The sequence below is a fragment of the Brevundimonas sp. genome (assembly GCF_044239655.1).
Taxonomy (GTDB): Bacteria; Pseudomonadota; Alphaproteobacteria; order Caulobacterales; family Caulobacteraceae; genus Brevundimonas.
In genome coordinates, this window is sequence record NZ_JBIIAY010000003.1 from 53,984 (window position 1) to 68,023 (window position 14,040).

Consider the following 14,040-nt stretch of genomic DNA (forward strand, 5'->3'; position numbering starts at 1 on the left):
TCCCGGTAAGTAATCGTTAGTCTCAATGAATCGTCGCTTTAATACTGTCGTTCGACGTCGTTTCGAGGGTCTGGATTTTATCCTTTCCTTCACCACGACGCTTAAACGGCCTTTAGGTGCGACTGGGTACATTGACCGTCACGAATGTGGTGGTGAATGAGGCAAAAGCCCATGTTGCAAGAGCGACGCCTGAACGGAAAAGGCGAACAATACGTGGTTGGACCGACCGGCACCCCGCTGACTCTGCGGGATCTTCCGCCCCCCAACACCGACCGATGGGTCATCCGCCGCAAGGCCGAGGTCGTCGCCGCCGTGCGCGGCGGTCTCCTCAGCCTTGAGGACGCCTTGAGCCAGTACCGGCTGACGGCCGAGGAGTTCATCGCCTGGCAGAAGGCGATCGACAAATGGGGCATGCAGGGCCTGCGCACCACGCGCATCCAGAGCTACCGCTCCTAATCTCTCCCCGAAGACAATGGCATACGGCCGCGCCCCGCAACGGGCGCGGCCGTTGTCGTTTCGCCTCAGTGAGGTTACCTTCCGGATATGCAAAGCCTGGATGTCACCTTGCCCGATCAGATGCGCGAGTTCATCGACGGTCTCGTCGAGACCGGTCGCTATTCGGATCGCAGTGCAGTCGTCGAAGCAGCTTTGGAGATCATGCGCGAGGACGATGCACGACTTCTGCGCCTTCGCGACGCCATTCAGGAAGGTCTGGACGATTTCGAGTCAGGGCATTTTGTAGAGGTTGACGACGTCGAAGCTTGGCTCAAGACTTTGGGGCGAGAAGCAGCCTGACAGACTTCAGGCTCGCAATCTCGGCAACGGCGCAGCGGGATATAGACAGCCTGCTGACTTTCAGCCGTCAGCGGTTTGGCGAAGTCCGAGCTGAGAAGTACGAAGCTCTGCTGTTTTCGGCCTTCATCGACATCAGAAATGATCCCAACCGTCCTGGTGTCAGAACCGACGTTGAGCTTCAGACCGGTATAAGGCTCTATCACCTGCGCTCCGTCTTGCGGCCTCAACGACTGGTGCGATCACCTCGACATTGGATCGCCTTTAAGGTGAGGAATGATCAGATCAGAGTGGTGAAAGTTCTGCACGAAAGCATGGACCTGCCTTCCTATCTCCGCTGACGCCTCGAAATCGCGCGGCTTTGCGACTATATGGCCGCGATGACCCCCGCCGCCGACATTCTGGCCGAGCCCCTCTGCCCCCTGCCCGAGATCGCCGTCCCCGACATGGATGCGGCGGTCGAGGCCGCGCGCGCGGCGGTCGGCCTGCCGGTCGGCAGCCGCATCGTGGCGGCCATGTCGGGTGGGGTGGACTCCACCGTGGTCGCGGCCCTGCTGCACCGGGCCGGCTACGATGTCGTCGGCGTCACGCTGCAACTCTACGACCACGGCGCGGCGCTCAAGAAGAAGGGCGCCTGTTGCGCGGGTCAGGACATCCATGACGCCCGCCTCGCCGCCGAGACCCTGGGCATCCCCCACTACGTCCTCGACTACGAGAGCCGGTTCCGCGACGCCGTGATCGATCAGTTCGCCGACGCCTATCTGGCCGGACGGACACCCGTGCCCTGCATCCGCTGCAATCAAACAGTGAAGTTCCGCGACCTGCTGGACGTCGCCCGCGATCTGGGTGCCGCCGCCATGGCGACGGGCCACTATGTCGGGCGCGCCGTCACCGCCGACGGCGGGGTCCAGATGCGCAAGGCGATCGACCCCTCGCGTGACCAGTCCTATTTCCTGTTCGCCACCGCCCGCGACCAGCTGGATTATCTGCGCTTCCCCCTGGCCGGTCTGGAAAAGCCCGCCGTCAGGGGCGTCGCCGCCGCGCTGGGGCTGCGCATCGCCGCCAAGCCCGACAGCCAGGACATCTGTTTCGTCCCCAACGGCGACTACCGCACCCTGATCGATCGCCTGCGTCCGCAAGGTCGCGAGGCCGGCGAGATCGTCCACATGGACGGCCGCGTCCTGGGCAGCCACGCGGGCATCACCGACTACACCATTGGCCAGCGCCGGGGCTTGAACGTCGCGGTTGGCGAGCCCCTGTTCGTCACCCGGCTGGATCCCGAGCATCGCCGCGTCGTCGTCGGCCCGCGCGAGGCCCTGCTGACCGCCGCGCTTACACTCGACGAAACCAACTGGCTGGGTGACGAGGCATCGATCGAGGCCGCTGCCGCCGTCGGCGCTCCCGTCCTGGCCCGCGTCCGCTCGACCCGTCCCCCCTCGCCCGCCCGCCTGACCCTGACCGACGGTGTCGTCGGCGTGGCCTTCGACACGGGCGAGGAAGGCGTCGCCCCCGGCCAGGCCTGCGCCCTCTATGATCCGGCCGACCCCCACCGCCTGCTGGGCGGGGGATTCATCGCGACCACCACGTCAGTCGCCTGATATTCGCACGTCAGTCGGCGTTGCGATCAATACTCAATACCCAGACGTCAACTGCGGCGAACACTGCAACTCATTCTCGGCTCGACTGATAAAAACTCGCAAGACCCCACGACCCGGTTTCCTGTGCTACAGGATGCCATCCAGCGGAATCGCCTCCTCGATCCCGCCGAACCGAGACGAAGGACCACGGCCATGAAGGGCGATCCCGCGATCATCCGCCTGCTCAACACGGTGCTCACCAATGAGCTGACGGCCGTGAACCAGTATTTCCTGCACGCCCGCATGTTCGAGAGCTGGGGCCTGAAACACCTCGGCAACATCATCTACGAAGAGTCGATCGGCGAGATGAAGCACGCCGACATGCTGATCAAGCGTGTACTCTTCCTGGACGGCCTGCCGAACATGCAGGACCTGCACAAGCTGGCGATCGGCGAGAACGCCATCGAATGCCTGAACGCCGACCTGCGCCTCGAAATCGGCGGGCGCGAGACCCTGATCCCCAGCATCGCCCAGTGCGAGGCTGCCGGTGACTACATCAGCCGTCAGATCCTGACCGCCATCCTGGCCGACACCGAGGAGCATATCGACTTCCTCGAGACCCAGAACATCCTGATCGCCCAGCTCGGCGAGCAGAACTATCTGCAGTCCGCCATGACCGAAATCAGCCCGGACAAGTCCGCCACCGGCAACTGAGCGGAACCGCGGCGGCCCAGGGTCATTAGCGTCTCGGGCAGGCTGGGAGCGAGACCATGACCGACATCGACGACGTTTTCGACGACCTCAGCGACCGGGCGACCGACCTTCTCAATGCCGAGGGGCGCAGCACGGGCCACGTCGTCGGCGGGATCATCGTTACCGTCGGGTTCGCCCTCCTGGCCACGGCCCTGGCGTCCCGCACCCCGACCCAGCCCCGGACTACCCGGCAGTTGCGCCATCGCTCGGCCCCGGTGATGGAGCGGCCACGCGGAGCCTTCAGCCTGATCCTGCCCGCTGTGTTCTCGGCGACGACTCTCTCGGCGGTGCGGGTCTGGAACGCGCCGACCAGCCCCAACCGGTCCCTGGCCATGGGTCTGTGGTTCGCCGCCCAGACGGTGAACGCCGTCTGGCTGGGCCTGCGCCCCGCCTCCCGCTTCGGCCAGGTCGCCGCCGCCGTCTCGTCCGCCGGCCTCGCCGCCGCCTTCGCCTTCGAGGCCCGCAGGCTGGACGACAGCGCCGGCAAGCTGGCCGCCCCCACCGGCGCCGGCGTCCGTTTCGCCAATTTCATCGGCCGCAAGACCGAGCACAGGACCGGTGCCACCCTCCACTGACGCCTCGGCCGCCTTGGCAACCGGGACCTGAGGGGTCAAGATGCCCGCGCAGATCGGGAGCGGGCGATGCGATTGAAACTTCTGGCCTTCACAGCCGCCGCCGTCTGCTTGGCCGGCCCTGCTGCCGTCGCCGATGCGACCGCTGACGCCGCCGCCCTGGCCCTGATCGACAACCCTCAGGTCTGCGGCCGGGCCGGATCGGCGATGACGACGGACCCCGTGACCTCCATGGTCATGGTCCCCGGCTTCGGCCCGGCCACCTACGCCGTCGATGCGACGCCTCAGGCCCAGGCCTGGTTCGACCACGGCGTCCGCCTGCGCTGGGCCTTCGAGCACACGGAATCCGTCCGCGCCTTCCGCAAGGCCCGCGCTCTCGATCCGACCTGTGGCATGTGCGCCTGGGGCGAGGCCTGGGCCCTGGGGCCGAACCTGAACGGCGGCGGCACCGACGACGCGTCCCAGCGTGCCGCGCTGACGGCCGCCCGCGACGCCCGCCGTCTGGCCCGCGACGCCACCCCGCTCCAGAAACAGATGATCGACGCCCTGATCCAGCGGTACTCGGGCATGAAATACAGCCGGGGCCGCCGCTTCGCCCGCACCATGGACCGGCTGGCCCTGCGCAACCCCGCCGACCTTCTGGTCGCCGCGACCACGGCCGACGCCTGGATGCTCAACGCCGACGCATGGTGGGACGACGAGGGCAAGGCCGCCGACCCCGGCATCACCCGCGCCATGACGATCCTGGAACAGACCCTGGGCCGCGCCCCCGACGACCCCGGCGCGATCCACCTCTATATCCACCTGACCGAATGGTCCGACGACCCGCACAAGGCCATTCCCTACGGCGAGCGTCTGGCCCGACTGACGCCCGGGGCCAGCCACCTGGTCCATATGCCGTCGCACACCTACTACCGCGTCGGCCGCTACCGGGACGCCATGCGCTCCAACGTCGAGGCCGTTGCCCTGGACCGGAAGTACGTCGAGCTGGCGAACTCGCCCGACGGCATCCACGGCAAGCCGCTGCACGCCCACAACCTCCATTTCGGCATGGGCGGAGCCCTGATGGCCGGCGGGGCGACCGACGGCCTGACCCTGGCCGACAGCTTTCTGTCGACCTACCCCGACATCGCGCCGGACAATGCCTGGCGTCAGCTGATGGCCAACGACGCCTACGCCATCTACGGCCGGTTCGCGGATCAGGACCGGGTCGCCGCGCTCAAGGAACCGCCCGCCGCCAACACCCTGCTGCGCACATCCTGGCGCTACGCCCGTGGCGAGGCCGCCGCACGCCGGGGAGACGCCGCGGCCGTCCGCCAGGAAGCCGAGGCCATGGCCGCCCTGCGCTCCACCATCCCCGACACCGCCCCCCAGGCCAGGGACATCAAGGACTTCATCGAACTGTTTCAGAAGGTGCTGGAGGGTCGCGCCGCCATGATCGCGGGCGACCATCCCGCCGCCATCGCCGCCTACGCCCGCGCCGCCGCCATCCAGGCCCAGGACTCCGAAGGCGGCGACCCGCCCATCATCTGGTACCCCACCCGCCGCAGCCTGGCCGCCGCCATGCTGGCGTCCGGCGACGCCGCCGGGGCCAAGGCCAAGATCGAGGAACTGCTGAAGGACTGGCCCGCCGACCCCTACAGCTATTTCGTCCTCGCCCAGGCCGAGACGGCGCTCGGGAACCCCACCGCTGCTGCCGAGGCCACGCGGCAATCGCGCGTGGAGTGGATCGGCGGGGAGATGACGCTGGGGCTGGCCTAAGTCTTCCTTCTCCCCTTGCGGGAGAAGGTGGCTCGCGTAGCGAGACGGATGAGGGGTGCCGCCTGGGAGGCCGGTGAGGGTCAAGCGCCTGAAGCAAATTTAGACGTCTGAGTGACCCCTCATCCGTCAGCCTTTGGCTGCCACCTTCTCCCGCAAGGGGAGAAGGAAGATCATTCCGCTGCGTCGATCGCCCGCGCCACCTCTTCCGGTGAAATCCCCGCCGTCATCTTGCCGTTGATGATGAAGGTCGGCGTCCCCGTCAGCTTGAACAGCAGGGCCGTGGTGTGGATGTCGGCGATGTGGCGGTTGGTCTCGGGCGAGGCGATGTCCGCCTTGGCCCGCGCCAGATCGACGCCGGCGGCGACCAGCACCTGATCCACGCTCTCGATCGTCAGGGCCCGCTCGGCCATCAGCCCCTCATAGACTTCCAGGTACTTGCCCTGCTTGTTCGCCGCGATGGCGGCCCGCGCCGCATACTGCGACACCGGCGGGCCGTCGCCCCGGTCCAGGATCGGCCAGTCCTTGAACACGAACCGTACGCCCGACCTCGACCGCACCAGCCGAAGATAGTCGGGGGCCACCGCCTTGCAGCCCGGGCAGCGGAAGTCGAAGAACTCGATCACCGTCACCTTCGCGTTCTCGGGCCCCACGCTGGGATCGGCCGGATCCGGGCGCAGGAAGGCGGGGTTGGCGGCGATGGCCGCGTTGGTCTGGGCCACCCGGGCCAGGTCCTCATTGGCCTGACGCGCCGTCACGGCCTCGTCCAGAACCTCAGGGTGGGCCAGCAGATAGGCCCGGACCCGTGATCCGAACAGGTCGGGCGACACATAGGGCGCCGCCGCGAACCCCAGGGCGATCACCGACACCACCAGGGCCAGCACGCTGCGTCCGGACAGCCAGCGCATCAGGGCGGGCCGCGCAGGCCTGGTGCCCGGCTCGGCGGGGGGAAGGTCGTCGGTCATTCAGGGTCCGTCGGTGTCAGGTGGCCGGGCTGGCGGAGGGGCGCGGCGGCGGCAGGCTCAGTGTCGGATTGGTCGGTTCGATCGTGGACGGCCGACGCCGCGCGTCGCGGGCGTCCAGGTCGTTGACGTCCTGGATCGTCGCCCCGGACGCCAGCACGATATCCATCGCCCGCCGCCATTCGATCGAGCGATTGTCCAGCAGCGGCCGGGCCCTCAGGGCGAACTGAGTCGCCTGCTGGTCGTCGCCGACCGCAAACCAGTACTCGGCCGAGGCCAGCCGCGCCTCGCCCTCCTTGCCCTGCGACGCATAGGCCTGGCTCAGCAGACGCCAGGCCAGGGTGTTGTCGTCCTCGCGCGCCACCGCCCGCTTCAGCTCGTCGATGGCCCGATCCAGATTGGCCGGATCATTGGTCTCGATCAGGGCGTGGGCCAGGTTGACGCGAAGCAACGGCGCGTCGGGCTTCAGCGACACGGCCTTTTCATGGGCCCCGATGGCGTCGGCCGGCTTGCCGTCCTCGAACAGGATCTGGCCCCGCAGTTCCCACAGATACGGATCGTCCGGCTTTTCGGCCAGCAGGGCGTCGACGCCCGCGATGGCCCGGTCGGTCTGGCCGTCGCGGTAGTATCCGATCGCCCGCGCATATCGGCTCGGATAGTCCGTCGCCGAGGCCGGATAGTCGCGCAGGGTCGCGTTCGGCGGGTCCATGAAGGCGTGGATCTTGGCCAGGATCAGGGCGTGCTGCGCCATCCGTTCCGGGCTGTCGGCACGGCTATAGTTGGACATCGCCTCGACCGGCCGACGCAGGGCCTCGATCCGCTGTCCCGACAGGGGGTGGCTGCGGAAATAGGGATAGCGCCGGGCGTCCGAAAACACCTCCTGCGAGCGGAAATTCTCGAAGAAATCGACCAGCCCCTTGCCGCTTTCGCCGGCGGCCTCCAGCGCCCGCGCGCCGGAGATATCGGCCTCGCCCTCCTGGCTCTGCATGTAGCGCAGCGCGCCCAGGGTGCCGAAATACTGGCTGTTGGCCATCAGCATGGCCCCCGCCCCCGGCTGTCCGACGGCGGCGGCCAGCGCCCCCAGCGCCATTGTCATCAGGAAGGGCTGCATCCCGGCATTGGACGCCCCGTCGCGCAACAGGTGGCGATTCTTGATATGGCCGGCCTCGTGCGCGACGACGCCCAGCAGTTCGTTGGCCGTATCCGTTTCCAGGATCAGCCCGGTGTTCAGCCCCATGATCCGGCCCCGCATCGCAAACGCGTTCAGGCTGGGGTCGTTGATCAGCAGGACCTCGACCTCTTCGGGGTTCAGACCCATGGCCACGAAGACCGGATCCGACCATTCGCGGATGATGCCCTCGATCTCGGTGTCGCGGATCGCGCTCTGGGCCGAGGCTTGCGCCGGCAGGGTCAGGGCGACCGCGATCGCGGCCAGACCGACGCCGAGCTTCGCCGTCCGCCGATGTGCGGCGGTCAGGGATGATGCAAGGCGCGCCAGTCGGTTCAAGCAGAACTCCCTATTGTCGCGCCGGTAGGGTCCGGCGACGGGGTCGGAGCGCGACGCTGGCCCGGATCAGTGACCCTTTTGCGGCGACGCGCTCCGTCTCGTTCAATCTAGGCGCAGGCGATCAGCGACGCCACCATCCACGCTTGGGCTTCTCGGGGGGTGCGGCGATCTGGGCCGGGTCGTTGGCGATGATCGCCGACAGGTCCGCCTCGGGCTTCGGAGCCGGGGCGTGGACCGTCAGTTCGGGCTCGACATGGACCGGCTCAGGCTCGGCCACCGGCTCTGCTTCGACCTCGACCGCCGCTTCGGCCTGAGCCTCGACGACGTCCTCGATCCGTTCGGCCTCGGCCTCGGCCGGGGTGACGTCCAGAACGACGGGTTCGCCGACCGGCTCGGCCTCATTGGGTTCGACGCCGGTATCCAGATCGACGTCGAGCGTCGCCGCCGAGGCGCTCGCGGGCTTGCGCCGCACACGCCGGCGCTGAGGCTCGGCCGGGACCGCCGGCGCGTCCGGATCGGCGTCGGGCGACACCATTACGGCCATCGGCGAGTCGGGCGAACCGTCGGCCGGCATCCCCTCGTTGGTGGCGCGCGCCTCGACCTTCAGGTCATGCGGCTGGGCCGTGCGTTCGCCGCGACCCCGTCCGCGACGACGCCGACGCGAACGCCCGCCGTCACGATCGCCGGCGATCTCGCCCTCCGGCCGTTCGCCGATCAGCTCCTCGACATCGGCCGCAGGACCGTCGGAGACCATGGCCGGAGCCCGCTCGGCGCGGGGTTCGGGGTTGATCGGGTCGAACCAGACATAGGGGTCGTTCAGGTCAGGCGTGCGGCCGCGCACCCAGAAGAAGGAGCCCGCGCCATCGCCGTCCTCACGGACACGACGTCCGCCGCGACGCCCGCGACGACGCCTGCGGCCCGCCTCGGAGTCGTCGTCGTCGTCGCCGACGACCAGGGTCGGCGCCTCCACCGCATCGGCGTCACCGACCACGGCGACCTCCTCGTCACGACGTCCGCCGCGACGGCGCTTGCGACCCCGGCCACGATCGCGGTCACGACCGCCCTCGACCCGTTCGGCCCGCTCACGCGGCGCATCGTCGTCCCCATCTTCGCGGTCCAGTTGGACCTCGTCCTCGTCGTCGAGGATGTCGTCGTCGTCCTCGTCTTCGTCCTCGTCGTCATAGGCGCTGTCGTCGAAGTCGTCGTTCAGGTCGAGGCCCTCGGCCGGGTTGACGACGACGAAGTCCTCGTTGGTCTCGGTGCGCTCGATGGCGCTGTCGCCCTGGCCCAGGCTGTCGTCGATCTGGATGATGACGGCCAGACCCCGCCGCTCCAGCAGGCGCTGCAGATAGTCGCGCTTGTGGTTCAGGATATACAGCGCCACGGCGGTCGAGACGCGCAGGTTGATCGACCCCGCCCCGTTCTTGCCGGCCTCGATATCGACAGCGCGCAGCACCATCAGGGCAGCGGATTCAGCCGAACGGACCCGGCCTGCGCCCCGGCAATGCGGACAGATTTCGGTGGCGCCTTCCAGCACGCCCAGGCGGCGGCGCTGGCGGCTGATTTCCATCAGGCCGAACGGCGAGATGCGTCCCATCTGGATGCGGGCGCGGTCTTCCGACAGGGCGTCCTTCAGGATGCGTTCGACGGTCCGGTTGTTCTTGGACTCGTCCATGTCGATGAAGTCGATGACCACCAGCCCGGCCAGGTCGCGCAGGCGCAGCTGGCGGGCGGCCTCTACGGCGGCCTCGCAGTTGGTCTTGAACGCGGTCTGTTCGACGTTGCGTTCCTTGGTCGCCTTGCCCGAGTTGACGTCGATGGCCACCAGGGCCTCGGTCTGGTTGATCACCAGATATCCGCCGGACTTCAGCGTCACCACCGGCTGGTGGATCCCGGTCAGGACCTCTTCGATGCCGTTGGCCGCGAACAGCGGCCGCGAGCCCTGATAAAGATGCACCTTCTTGGCCTGCGAGGGCATCAGCACCCGCATGAAGTCGCGCGCCTCCTTGAAGCCCTCGACGCCCTCGACCTGGATGCCGTCGAAATCCTTGTCGAACATGTCGCGCACGGCGCGCCGGACGAGGTTCTCTTCCTCATAGATCAGGGACGGGGCATTCGACGCCAGGGTCGTCTCGCGGATCGTCTCCCACAGACGCAGCAGATATTCATAGTCGCGCTTGATCTCGGCCTTGGTGCGCTTGGCGCCGGCCGTGCGGATGATCAGCCCCATGCCGCGCGGCACGTCGAGCGCCGAGGCCGCCGCCTTCAGACGCTTGCGGTCCGAGGCCTGGGTGATCTTCCTAGAAATCCCGCCGCCCTTGCCGGTGTTGGGCATCAGCACGCAGTAGCGGCCGGCCAGCGACAGCCAGGTGGTCAGGGCCGCGCCCTTGCCGCCGCGCTCGTCCTTGACGACCTGCACCAGCAGGATCTGGCGACGCCGGATGACGTCCTGGATCTTGTAGCGCCGCATCAGGCGACGCTTCAGGCGTTCCTCCTCGGCCATCCCGCCTTCGGAATCGCCGTCGTCGGAATCACGAGCGTGCTCGTCGTCCTGGTCATCATCAGCCGACGCCGCCTCGGCCATGATGGCTTCGCGGTCGGCGGCCGGGATCTGGTAGTAGTCGGGGTGGATCTCGTTGAAGGCCAGGAAGCCGTGGCGATTGCCGCCGTACTCGACGAAGGCGGCCTGAAGGCTGGGCTCTACGCGGGTGACCTTGGCGAGATAGATATTGCCGCGAAGCTGGCGCTTCGTCTTGGATTCAAAGTCGAATTCTTCGACCTGGCGTCCGTCCACGATGGCGACCCGAGTTTCCTCGGCGTGCGCTGCATCGATCAGCATAGTCTTTGACATTGGGAATTTCTCTCTGGCGCGCTCTGCCGGTCCGTTGGAGGACAAGGGCGGCTCGCCGAATGGGATTGCAGGCCAGGGCGAGCGTCTTCCCGTCGAATCTCTCGACGATGGCCGTTTCCGGCCGGATGGGAGCGCAGGCGAAAAGACCCATGGATTCAGTCGGTCCTGGACCCGGACGCGCCGTGATAGGGGCAGCGTCTTAAGGCCCGGTCTTCGATCCGTCGGCGCGAACGCCGGCCGGGTCTAGGATAGGTGAAAGTCGAAGCCGGCGGAGGTGGACGCGTCGGGGCCCGATCAGATCGGCCGACGCGGACGTTTCCGCGAGCAGACAAAGCATAGGCATTGTCAGGGGATAAGGAAAGGCGAACGTCGCCGATCTGTCGCCCTCCGCTCGCCGCTTAACGCATTCCACACCGCCCTCTGTCATCGTGGCTCCAACAAAGAAGGTGGGTGTCCGTCAGAATGTACGGTCGGTGGCGTTCGGAAATCGCACGGTGGGGGGCTCGCGAGTGGGCCATGACCGCCATGGCCCTGGTCGTGCTGTGCGCCGGCCTGTTCGTCGGCGGGCGCGGTTTCGCCGGCGCGGCGGCCGATGTCCTGCGCGTGAGATTTGGCGGCGACGCCGAGCGGACCCGGGTGGTCGTCGATCTTGGCGGCACGGCGCGCGGCGCGGTGGTCGAGACCGGCGTTAACGGCAGCGTGGTCCTGACCCTGTCCGGCGTCGCGCCCCGCCGCAACCTGTCCGGCGCCGGCTCCGGCCTGGTGCGCGGCTATGAGGTCGATGCCGTCGGCACCGCCTCTCGCGTCGAACTGCAGTTGGCCAGCGCCGCCGAGATCGAGCGTCGCTTCCTGCTGCCGCCCGGCGACGGCGTCGCCACCTGGCGTTATGTCGTCGATCTGAAGGCCACCGGCCCCCGTCCCGCCAACCCCCGCCCGGTCGCTCCCCGTATGGAACGCAGCGCGCAGAAGCCCCTGATCGTCATCGACGCGGGCCACGGCGGTCGCGATTCCGGCGCGCTCGGCGCCCACCGGCGCGAAAGCGAGCTGACCCTAGCCGCCGCCCTGGCGCTGAAGGCCGAGCTGGACGCCACCGGCCGCTATCGCACCCAGCTGACCCGCGCCAACGACACCTATGTCGATCTGTACCAGCGCGTCCGCATCGCCCGCACCGCCGACGCGGACCTGTTCATCTCGCTGCACGCCGACGCCGGGGCCGATCCGGCCACGCGCGGCGCCTCCGTCTACACCCTGTCCGAACAGGGGGCGTCGCGCGCGGTACGAGAGGTCACGCGGCGCGACGACTGGCACCGCGACCTGCGCCTGCCGGGCCGCGACCCGTCGGTGGACCGTATCCTTCTGGACATGACCCAGCGTGCGACCCAGAACCGCTCGGCCCAGTTCGCCCGCGTCCTGCTGACCCACATCGAGGCCGCCGATCAGCCCCTGCTGCGCCGCAGCCACCGCGACGCCGGCCTGGCCGTCCTGCTGGCCCCCGACGTCCCGGCGGTGCTGCTGGAGATGGGCTTCATCACCAATCCCGACGACGAGCGCGCTCTCGGCGATGCCACCCGCCGCCGCCGCCTGATGCGCGCCGTCGCCGAAGGCATCGACCGCTATTTCCGCGAACCCCCCGCCAACCTCCAGCTGGCCTCGACCGGCGTCGGCGCGGGCGGGCTCTGACGGGCAGCTACCTGTCCAGCGAGGTAGCGATCCATAGCTTCGGAACGGTCGCGCTTTGACCATCCGTAGGCTATACAACCGGGATGAGCGACCAAGCCACCTGCCCTCACTGTGGAGCGATCTACGAAGTGACCTATCACAAGGTCGCGTTCCGGGATCAGGACAACTTTATCTGCCGGAGTTGCGGCCAAGAGATGGATAGCTGGAGCAGCTCACGCATCCCACACTACCGGCTTGTTCAGGATGGGACGACAAGGGATGCATAAGCACCGACGATCTTGGCAAAATCTTCTCAAGACAGCTTAGCTCTTACAAGGAACGAGAAGCCATGGTCGATGCGTGGAAACGTCTCACGCCGCATGAGCTGCGATGGATGGCGATCGGGACCGGCGTGTTGTTCGCCGTGGTGATACTTCTCTCCGACTTTTCTCTGTGTTGAGCGCCGGGTTACCCTTCGCAATCCAGCACGCAGAGTTAGAGCTGTTCAAGCATTCGGTTGCTTGCCAGCCAGGTGCCCTCTGCCGGATTGGCGGCGACACAGCCTATTATGTCGATGTGCCACTAAAGTTGGTCGCTATCGCCTGTGTGATTGCCGCATGTGTTTTTCTTTTCACCGCATCACGTCGCCAACCTCAGCTTTCAAGCTGAGGCACGATTGGCACCCACCCTTCCTCCTTGCCCTTCCGCCCCTTTTCCCCTATAGGCCCCCGCTTTCCAGGGCTTCGGTCCTGATGCGGAACACCAAAGGGTTCGGGAAGTCATTCCGGCCGCCGCTTCAGGAGCCATCGCAGGCGCGACTTACCCGGTCCGCAGGCGCCGATGTCCTACAAGGGAGACGAACCCATGGCTCTTTACGAGCACACGGTCATGTCGCGCCAGGATATCAGCGCGCAACAGGCCGAAGCCCTCAATGACCAGATCAAGGACATCATCGTCGCCGGCGGCGGCTCGGTGGCCAAGATCGAATACTGGGGCCTGCGCAACCTGACCTACCGGGTCAAGAAGAACCGCAAGGCGCACTATTCCCTGCTCGCCATCGACACCCCTCCGGCCGCCATGGCCGAAGTCGAGCGTCAGCTGGGCATCAACGAAGACGTGCTGCGCTGGCTGACCGTCAAGGTCGAGGAACTCGACCTGGAACTGTCGCCCCTGCTCGCCCGCCGCGAACGCGAGCGTGAGCGCGACCGTGAACGTCCCGCGCGTGAAGACGCCGCGGTCGAAGCGTAAGGATCAGATCACATGACCGATACCACCGCTCCCCGCAACGTCCCCGGCACCCCCGCCGGTTCCGGCGCCGCCGGCCGTCGCCCCTTCTATCGTCGCCGCAAGGTCTGCCCGTTCTCGGGCGAAGGCGCGCCGAAGATCGACTACAAGGATGTGAAGCTGCTGCAGCGTTACATCTCCGAACGCGGCAAGATCGTGCCCTCGCGCATCACCGCCGTTTCCCAGATCAAGCAACGCGAACTGGCCAAGGCCATCAAGCGCGCTCGCTACCTGGCCCTCCTGCCTTACGTGGTGAAATAAGATGAAGGTCGTTCTGCTCGAACGCGTCGAGAACCTCGGCGCCATCGGCGACGTCGTCACCGTC

General features: G+C 67.3%; 14 protein-coding genes and 1 pseudogene. 12 read left to right on the forward strand and 3 right to left on the reverse strand.

The genetic code is table 11. The features are described from left to right. Nucleotides 1–171: 171 nt before the first annotated feature. The 7 genes from ACILQR_RS01020 (at nt 172) to ACILQR_RS01050 (ending at nt 5,455) form a co-directional block, all read left to right on the forward strand. Nucleotides 172–456 carry a DUF1153 domain-containing protein gene (locus tag ACILQR_RS01020; RefSeq protein ID WP_271144668.1) on the forward strand — a complete coding sequence of 95 codons (285 nt, stop codon included), beginning with the start codon at nt 172–174 and terminating at the stop codon, nt 454–456. Nucleotides 457–564: 108 nt separating this feature from the next. Further along, nucleotides 565–795 carry a type II toxin-antitoxin system ParD family antitoxin gene (locus tag ACILQR_RS01025; RefSeq protein ID WP_395649667.1) on the forward strand — a complete coding sequence of 77 codons (231 nt, stop codon included), beginning with the start codon at nt 565–567 and terminating at the stop codon, nt 793–795. After that, nucleotides 762–1,133, forward strand: a complete 372-nt coding sequence (locus ACILQR_RS01030; RefSeq protein ID WP_395649668.1) for a type II toxin-antitoxin system RelE/ParE family toxin — start codon at nt 762–764, stop codon at nt 1,131–1,133. The genes ACILQR_RS01025 and ACILQR_RS01030 overlap by 34 nt, the downstream gene beginning before the upstream one ends. Nucleotides 1,134–1,163: 30 nt before the next feature. Beyond that, nucleotides 1,164–2,390 carry a tRNA 2-thiouridine(34) synthase MnmA gene (gene mnmA, locus ACILQR_RS01035; RefSeq protein WP_395649669.1) on the forward strand — a complete coding sequence of 409 codons (1,227 nt, stop codon included), beginning with the start codon at nt 1,164–1,166 and terminating at the stop codon, nt 2,388–2,390. A gap of 192 nt (nt 2,391–2,582) precedes the next feature. Further along, complete coding sequence (gene bfr / locus ACILQR_RS01040) at nt 2,583–3,083, forward strand: bacterioferritin (protein ID WP_395649670.1); 501 nt, start codon at nt 2,583–2,585, stop codon at nt 3,081–3,083. Nucleotides 3,084–3,139: 56 nt separating this feature from the next. Continuing rightward, complete coding sequence (locus ACILQR_RS01045) at nt 3,140–3,697, forward strand: tryptophan-rich sensory protein (protein WP_395649671.1); 558 nt, start codon at nt 3,140–3,142, stop codon at nt 3,695–3,697. A gap of 66 nt (nt 3,698–3,763) precedes the next feature. After that, complete coding sequence (locus ACILQR_RS01050) at nt 3,764–5,455, forward strand: hypothetical protein (RefSeq protein ID WP_395649672.1); 1,692 nt, start codon at nt 3,764–3,766, stop codon at nt 5,453–5,455. Nucleotides 5,456–5,625: 170 nt separating this feature from the next. On the opposite strand, the gene ACILQR_RS01055 is transcribed toward ACILQR_RS01050, so the two are convergent. The 3 genes from ACILQR_RS01055 to ACILQR_RS01065 form a co-directional block, all read right to left on the reverse strand. Continuing rightward, the gene (locus ACILQR_RS01055; protein WP_395649673.1) at nt 5,626–6,417 is read right to left on the reverse strand and encodes a thioredoxin domain-containing protein; all 792 of its coding nucleotides are present in this window, start codon (nt 6,415–6,417) and stop codon (nt 5,626–5,628) included. A 16-nt stretch (nt 6,418–6,433) separates the two neighbouring features. Next, nucleotides 6,434–7,921 carry a M48 family metalloprotease gene (locus tag ACILQR_RS01060; protein ID WP_395649674.1) on the reverse strand — a complete coding sequence of 496 codons (1,488 nt, stop codon included), beginning with the start codon at nt 7,919–7,921 and terminating at the stop codon, nt 6,434–6,436. 121 nt (nt 7,922–8,042) lie between these two features. Then, a complete protein-coding gene (locus ACILQR_RS01065) occupies nt 8,043–10,772 on the reverse strand; it encodes an Rne/Rng family ribonuclease (RefSeq protein WP_395649675.1) in 2,730 nt (909 codons plus the stop codon). A 516-nt stretch (nt 10,773–11,288) separates the two neighbouring features. Between ACILQR_RS01065 and ACILQR_RS01070 the strand changes: the two genes are divergently transcribed. The 5 genes and pseudogenes from ACILQR_RS01070 to ACILQR_RS01090 form a co-directional block, all read left to right on the forward strand. After that, a complete protein-coding gene (locus ACILQR_RS01070; protein ID WP_395649676.1) occupies nt 11,289–12,452 on the forward strand; it encodes an N-acetylmuramoyl-L-alanine amidase in 1,164 nt (387 codons plus the stop codon). Nucleotides 12,453–12,535: 83 nt separating this feature from the next. Further along, on the forward strand, nt 12,536–12,718 hold the full coding sequence (locus tag ACILQR_RS01075) for an MJ0042-type zinc finger domain-containing protein (RefSeq protein ID WP_395649677.1): 183 nt from the start codon (nt 12,536–12,538) through the stop codon (nt 12,716–12,718). 577 nt (nt 12,719–13,295) lie between these two features. Then, complete coding sequence (gene rpsF / locus ACILQR_RS01080) at nt 13,296–13,679, forward strand: 30S ribosomal protein S6 (RefSeq protein ID WP_395649678.1); 384 nt, start codon at nt 13,296–13,298, stop codon at nt 13,677–13,679. Nucleotides 13,680–13,691: 12 nt separating this feature from the next. Next, nucleotides 13,692–13,976 (forward strand): 30S ribosomal protein S18, encoded by a 285-nt coding sequence (rpsR, locus tag ACILQR_RS01085; RefSeq protein ID WP_207932220.1) that lies wholly within the window; start codon nt 13,692–13,694, stop codon nt 13,974–13,976. Between the two features lies 1 nt (nt 13,977). Further along, nucleotides 13,978–14,040 (forward strand): annotated as a pseudogene (locus tag ACILQR_RS01090) (50S ribosomal protein L9); the annotation flags it as partial.

Coding starts and splice junctions, on each gene's coding strand:
- ACILQR_RS01045 (WP_395649671.1), top strand. CDS start 3,140: ATGACCGACATCGACGACGTTTTCGACGACCTCAGCGACCGGGCGACC.
- ACILQR_RS01020 (WP_271144668.1), top strand. CDS start 172: ATGTTGCAAGAGCGACGCCTGAACGGAAAAGGCGAACAATACGTGGTT.
- mnmA (WP_395649669.1), top strand. CDS start 1,164: ATGGCCGCGATGACCCCCGCCGCCGACATTCTGGCCGAGCCCCTCTGC.
- bfr (WP_395649670.1), top strand. CDS start 2,583: ATGAAGGGCGATCCCGCGATCATCCGCCTGCTCAACACGGTGCTCACC.
- ACILQR_RS01050 (WP_395649672.1), top strand. CDS start 3,764: ATGCGATTGAAACTTCTGGCCTTCACAGCCGCCGCCGTCTGCTTGGCC.
- ACILQR_RS01075 (WP_395649677.1), top strand. CDS start 12,536: ATGAGCGACCAAGCCACCTGCCCTCACTGTGGAGCGATCTACGAAGTG.
- ACILQR_RS01070 (WP_395649676.1), top strand. CDS start 11,289: ATGACCGCCATGGCCCTGGTCGTGCTGTGCGCCGGCCTGTTCGTCGGC.
- ACILQR_RS01065 (WP_395649675.1), bottom strand. CDS start 10,772: ATGTCAAAGACTATGCTGATCGATGCAGCGCACGCCGAGGAAACTCGG.
- rpsF (WP_395649678.1), top strand. CDS start 13,296: ATGGCTCTTTACGAGCACACGGTCATGTCGCGCCAGGATATCAGCGCG.
- ACILQR_RS01055 (WP_395649673.1), bottom strand. CDS start 6,417: ATGACCGACGACCTTCCCCCCGCCGAGCCGGGCACCAGGCCTGCGCGG.
- rpsR (WP_207932220.1), top strand. CDS start 13,692: ATGACCGATACCACCGCTCCCCGCAACGTCCCCGGCACCCCCGCCGGT.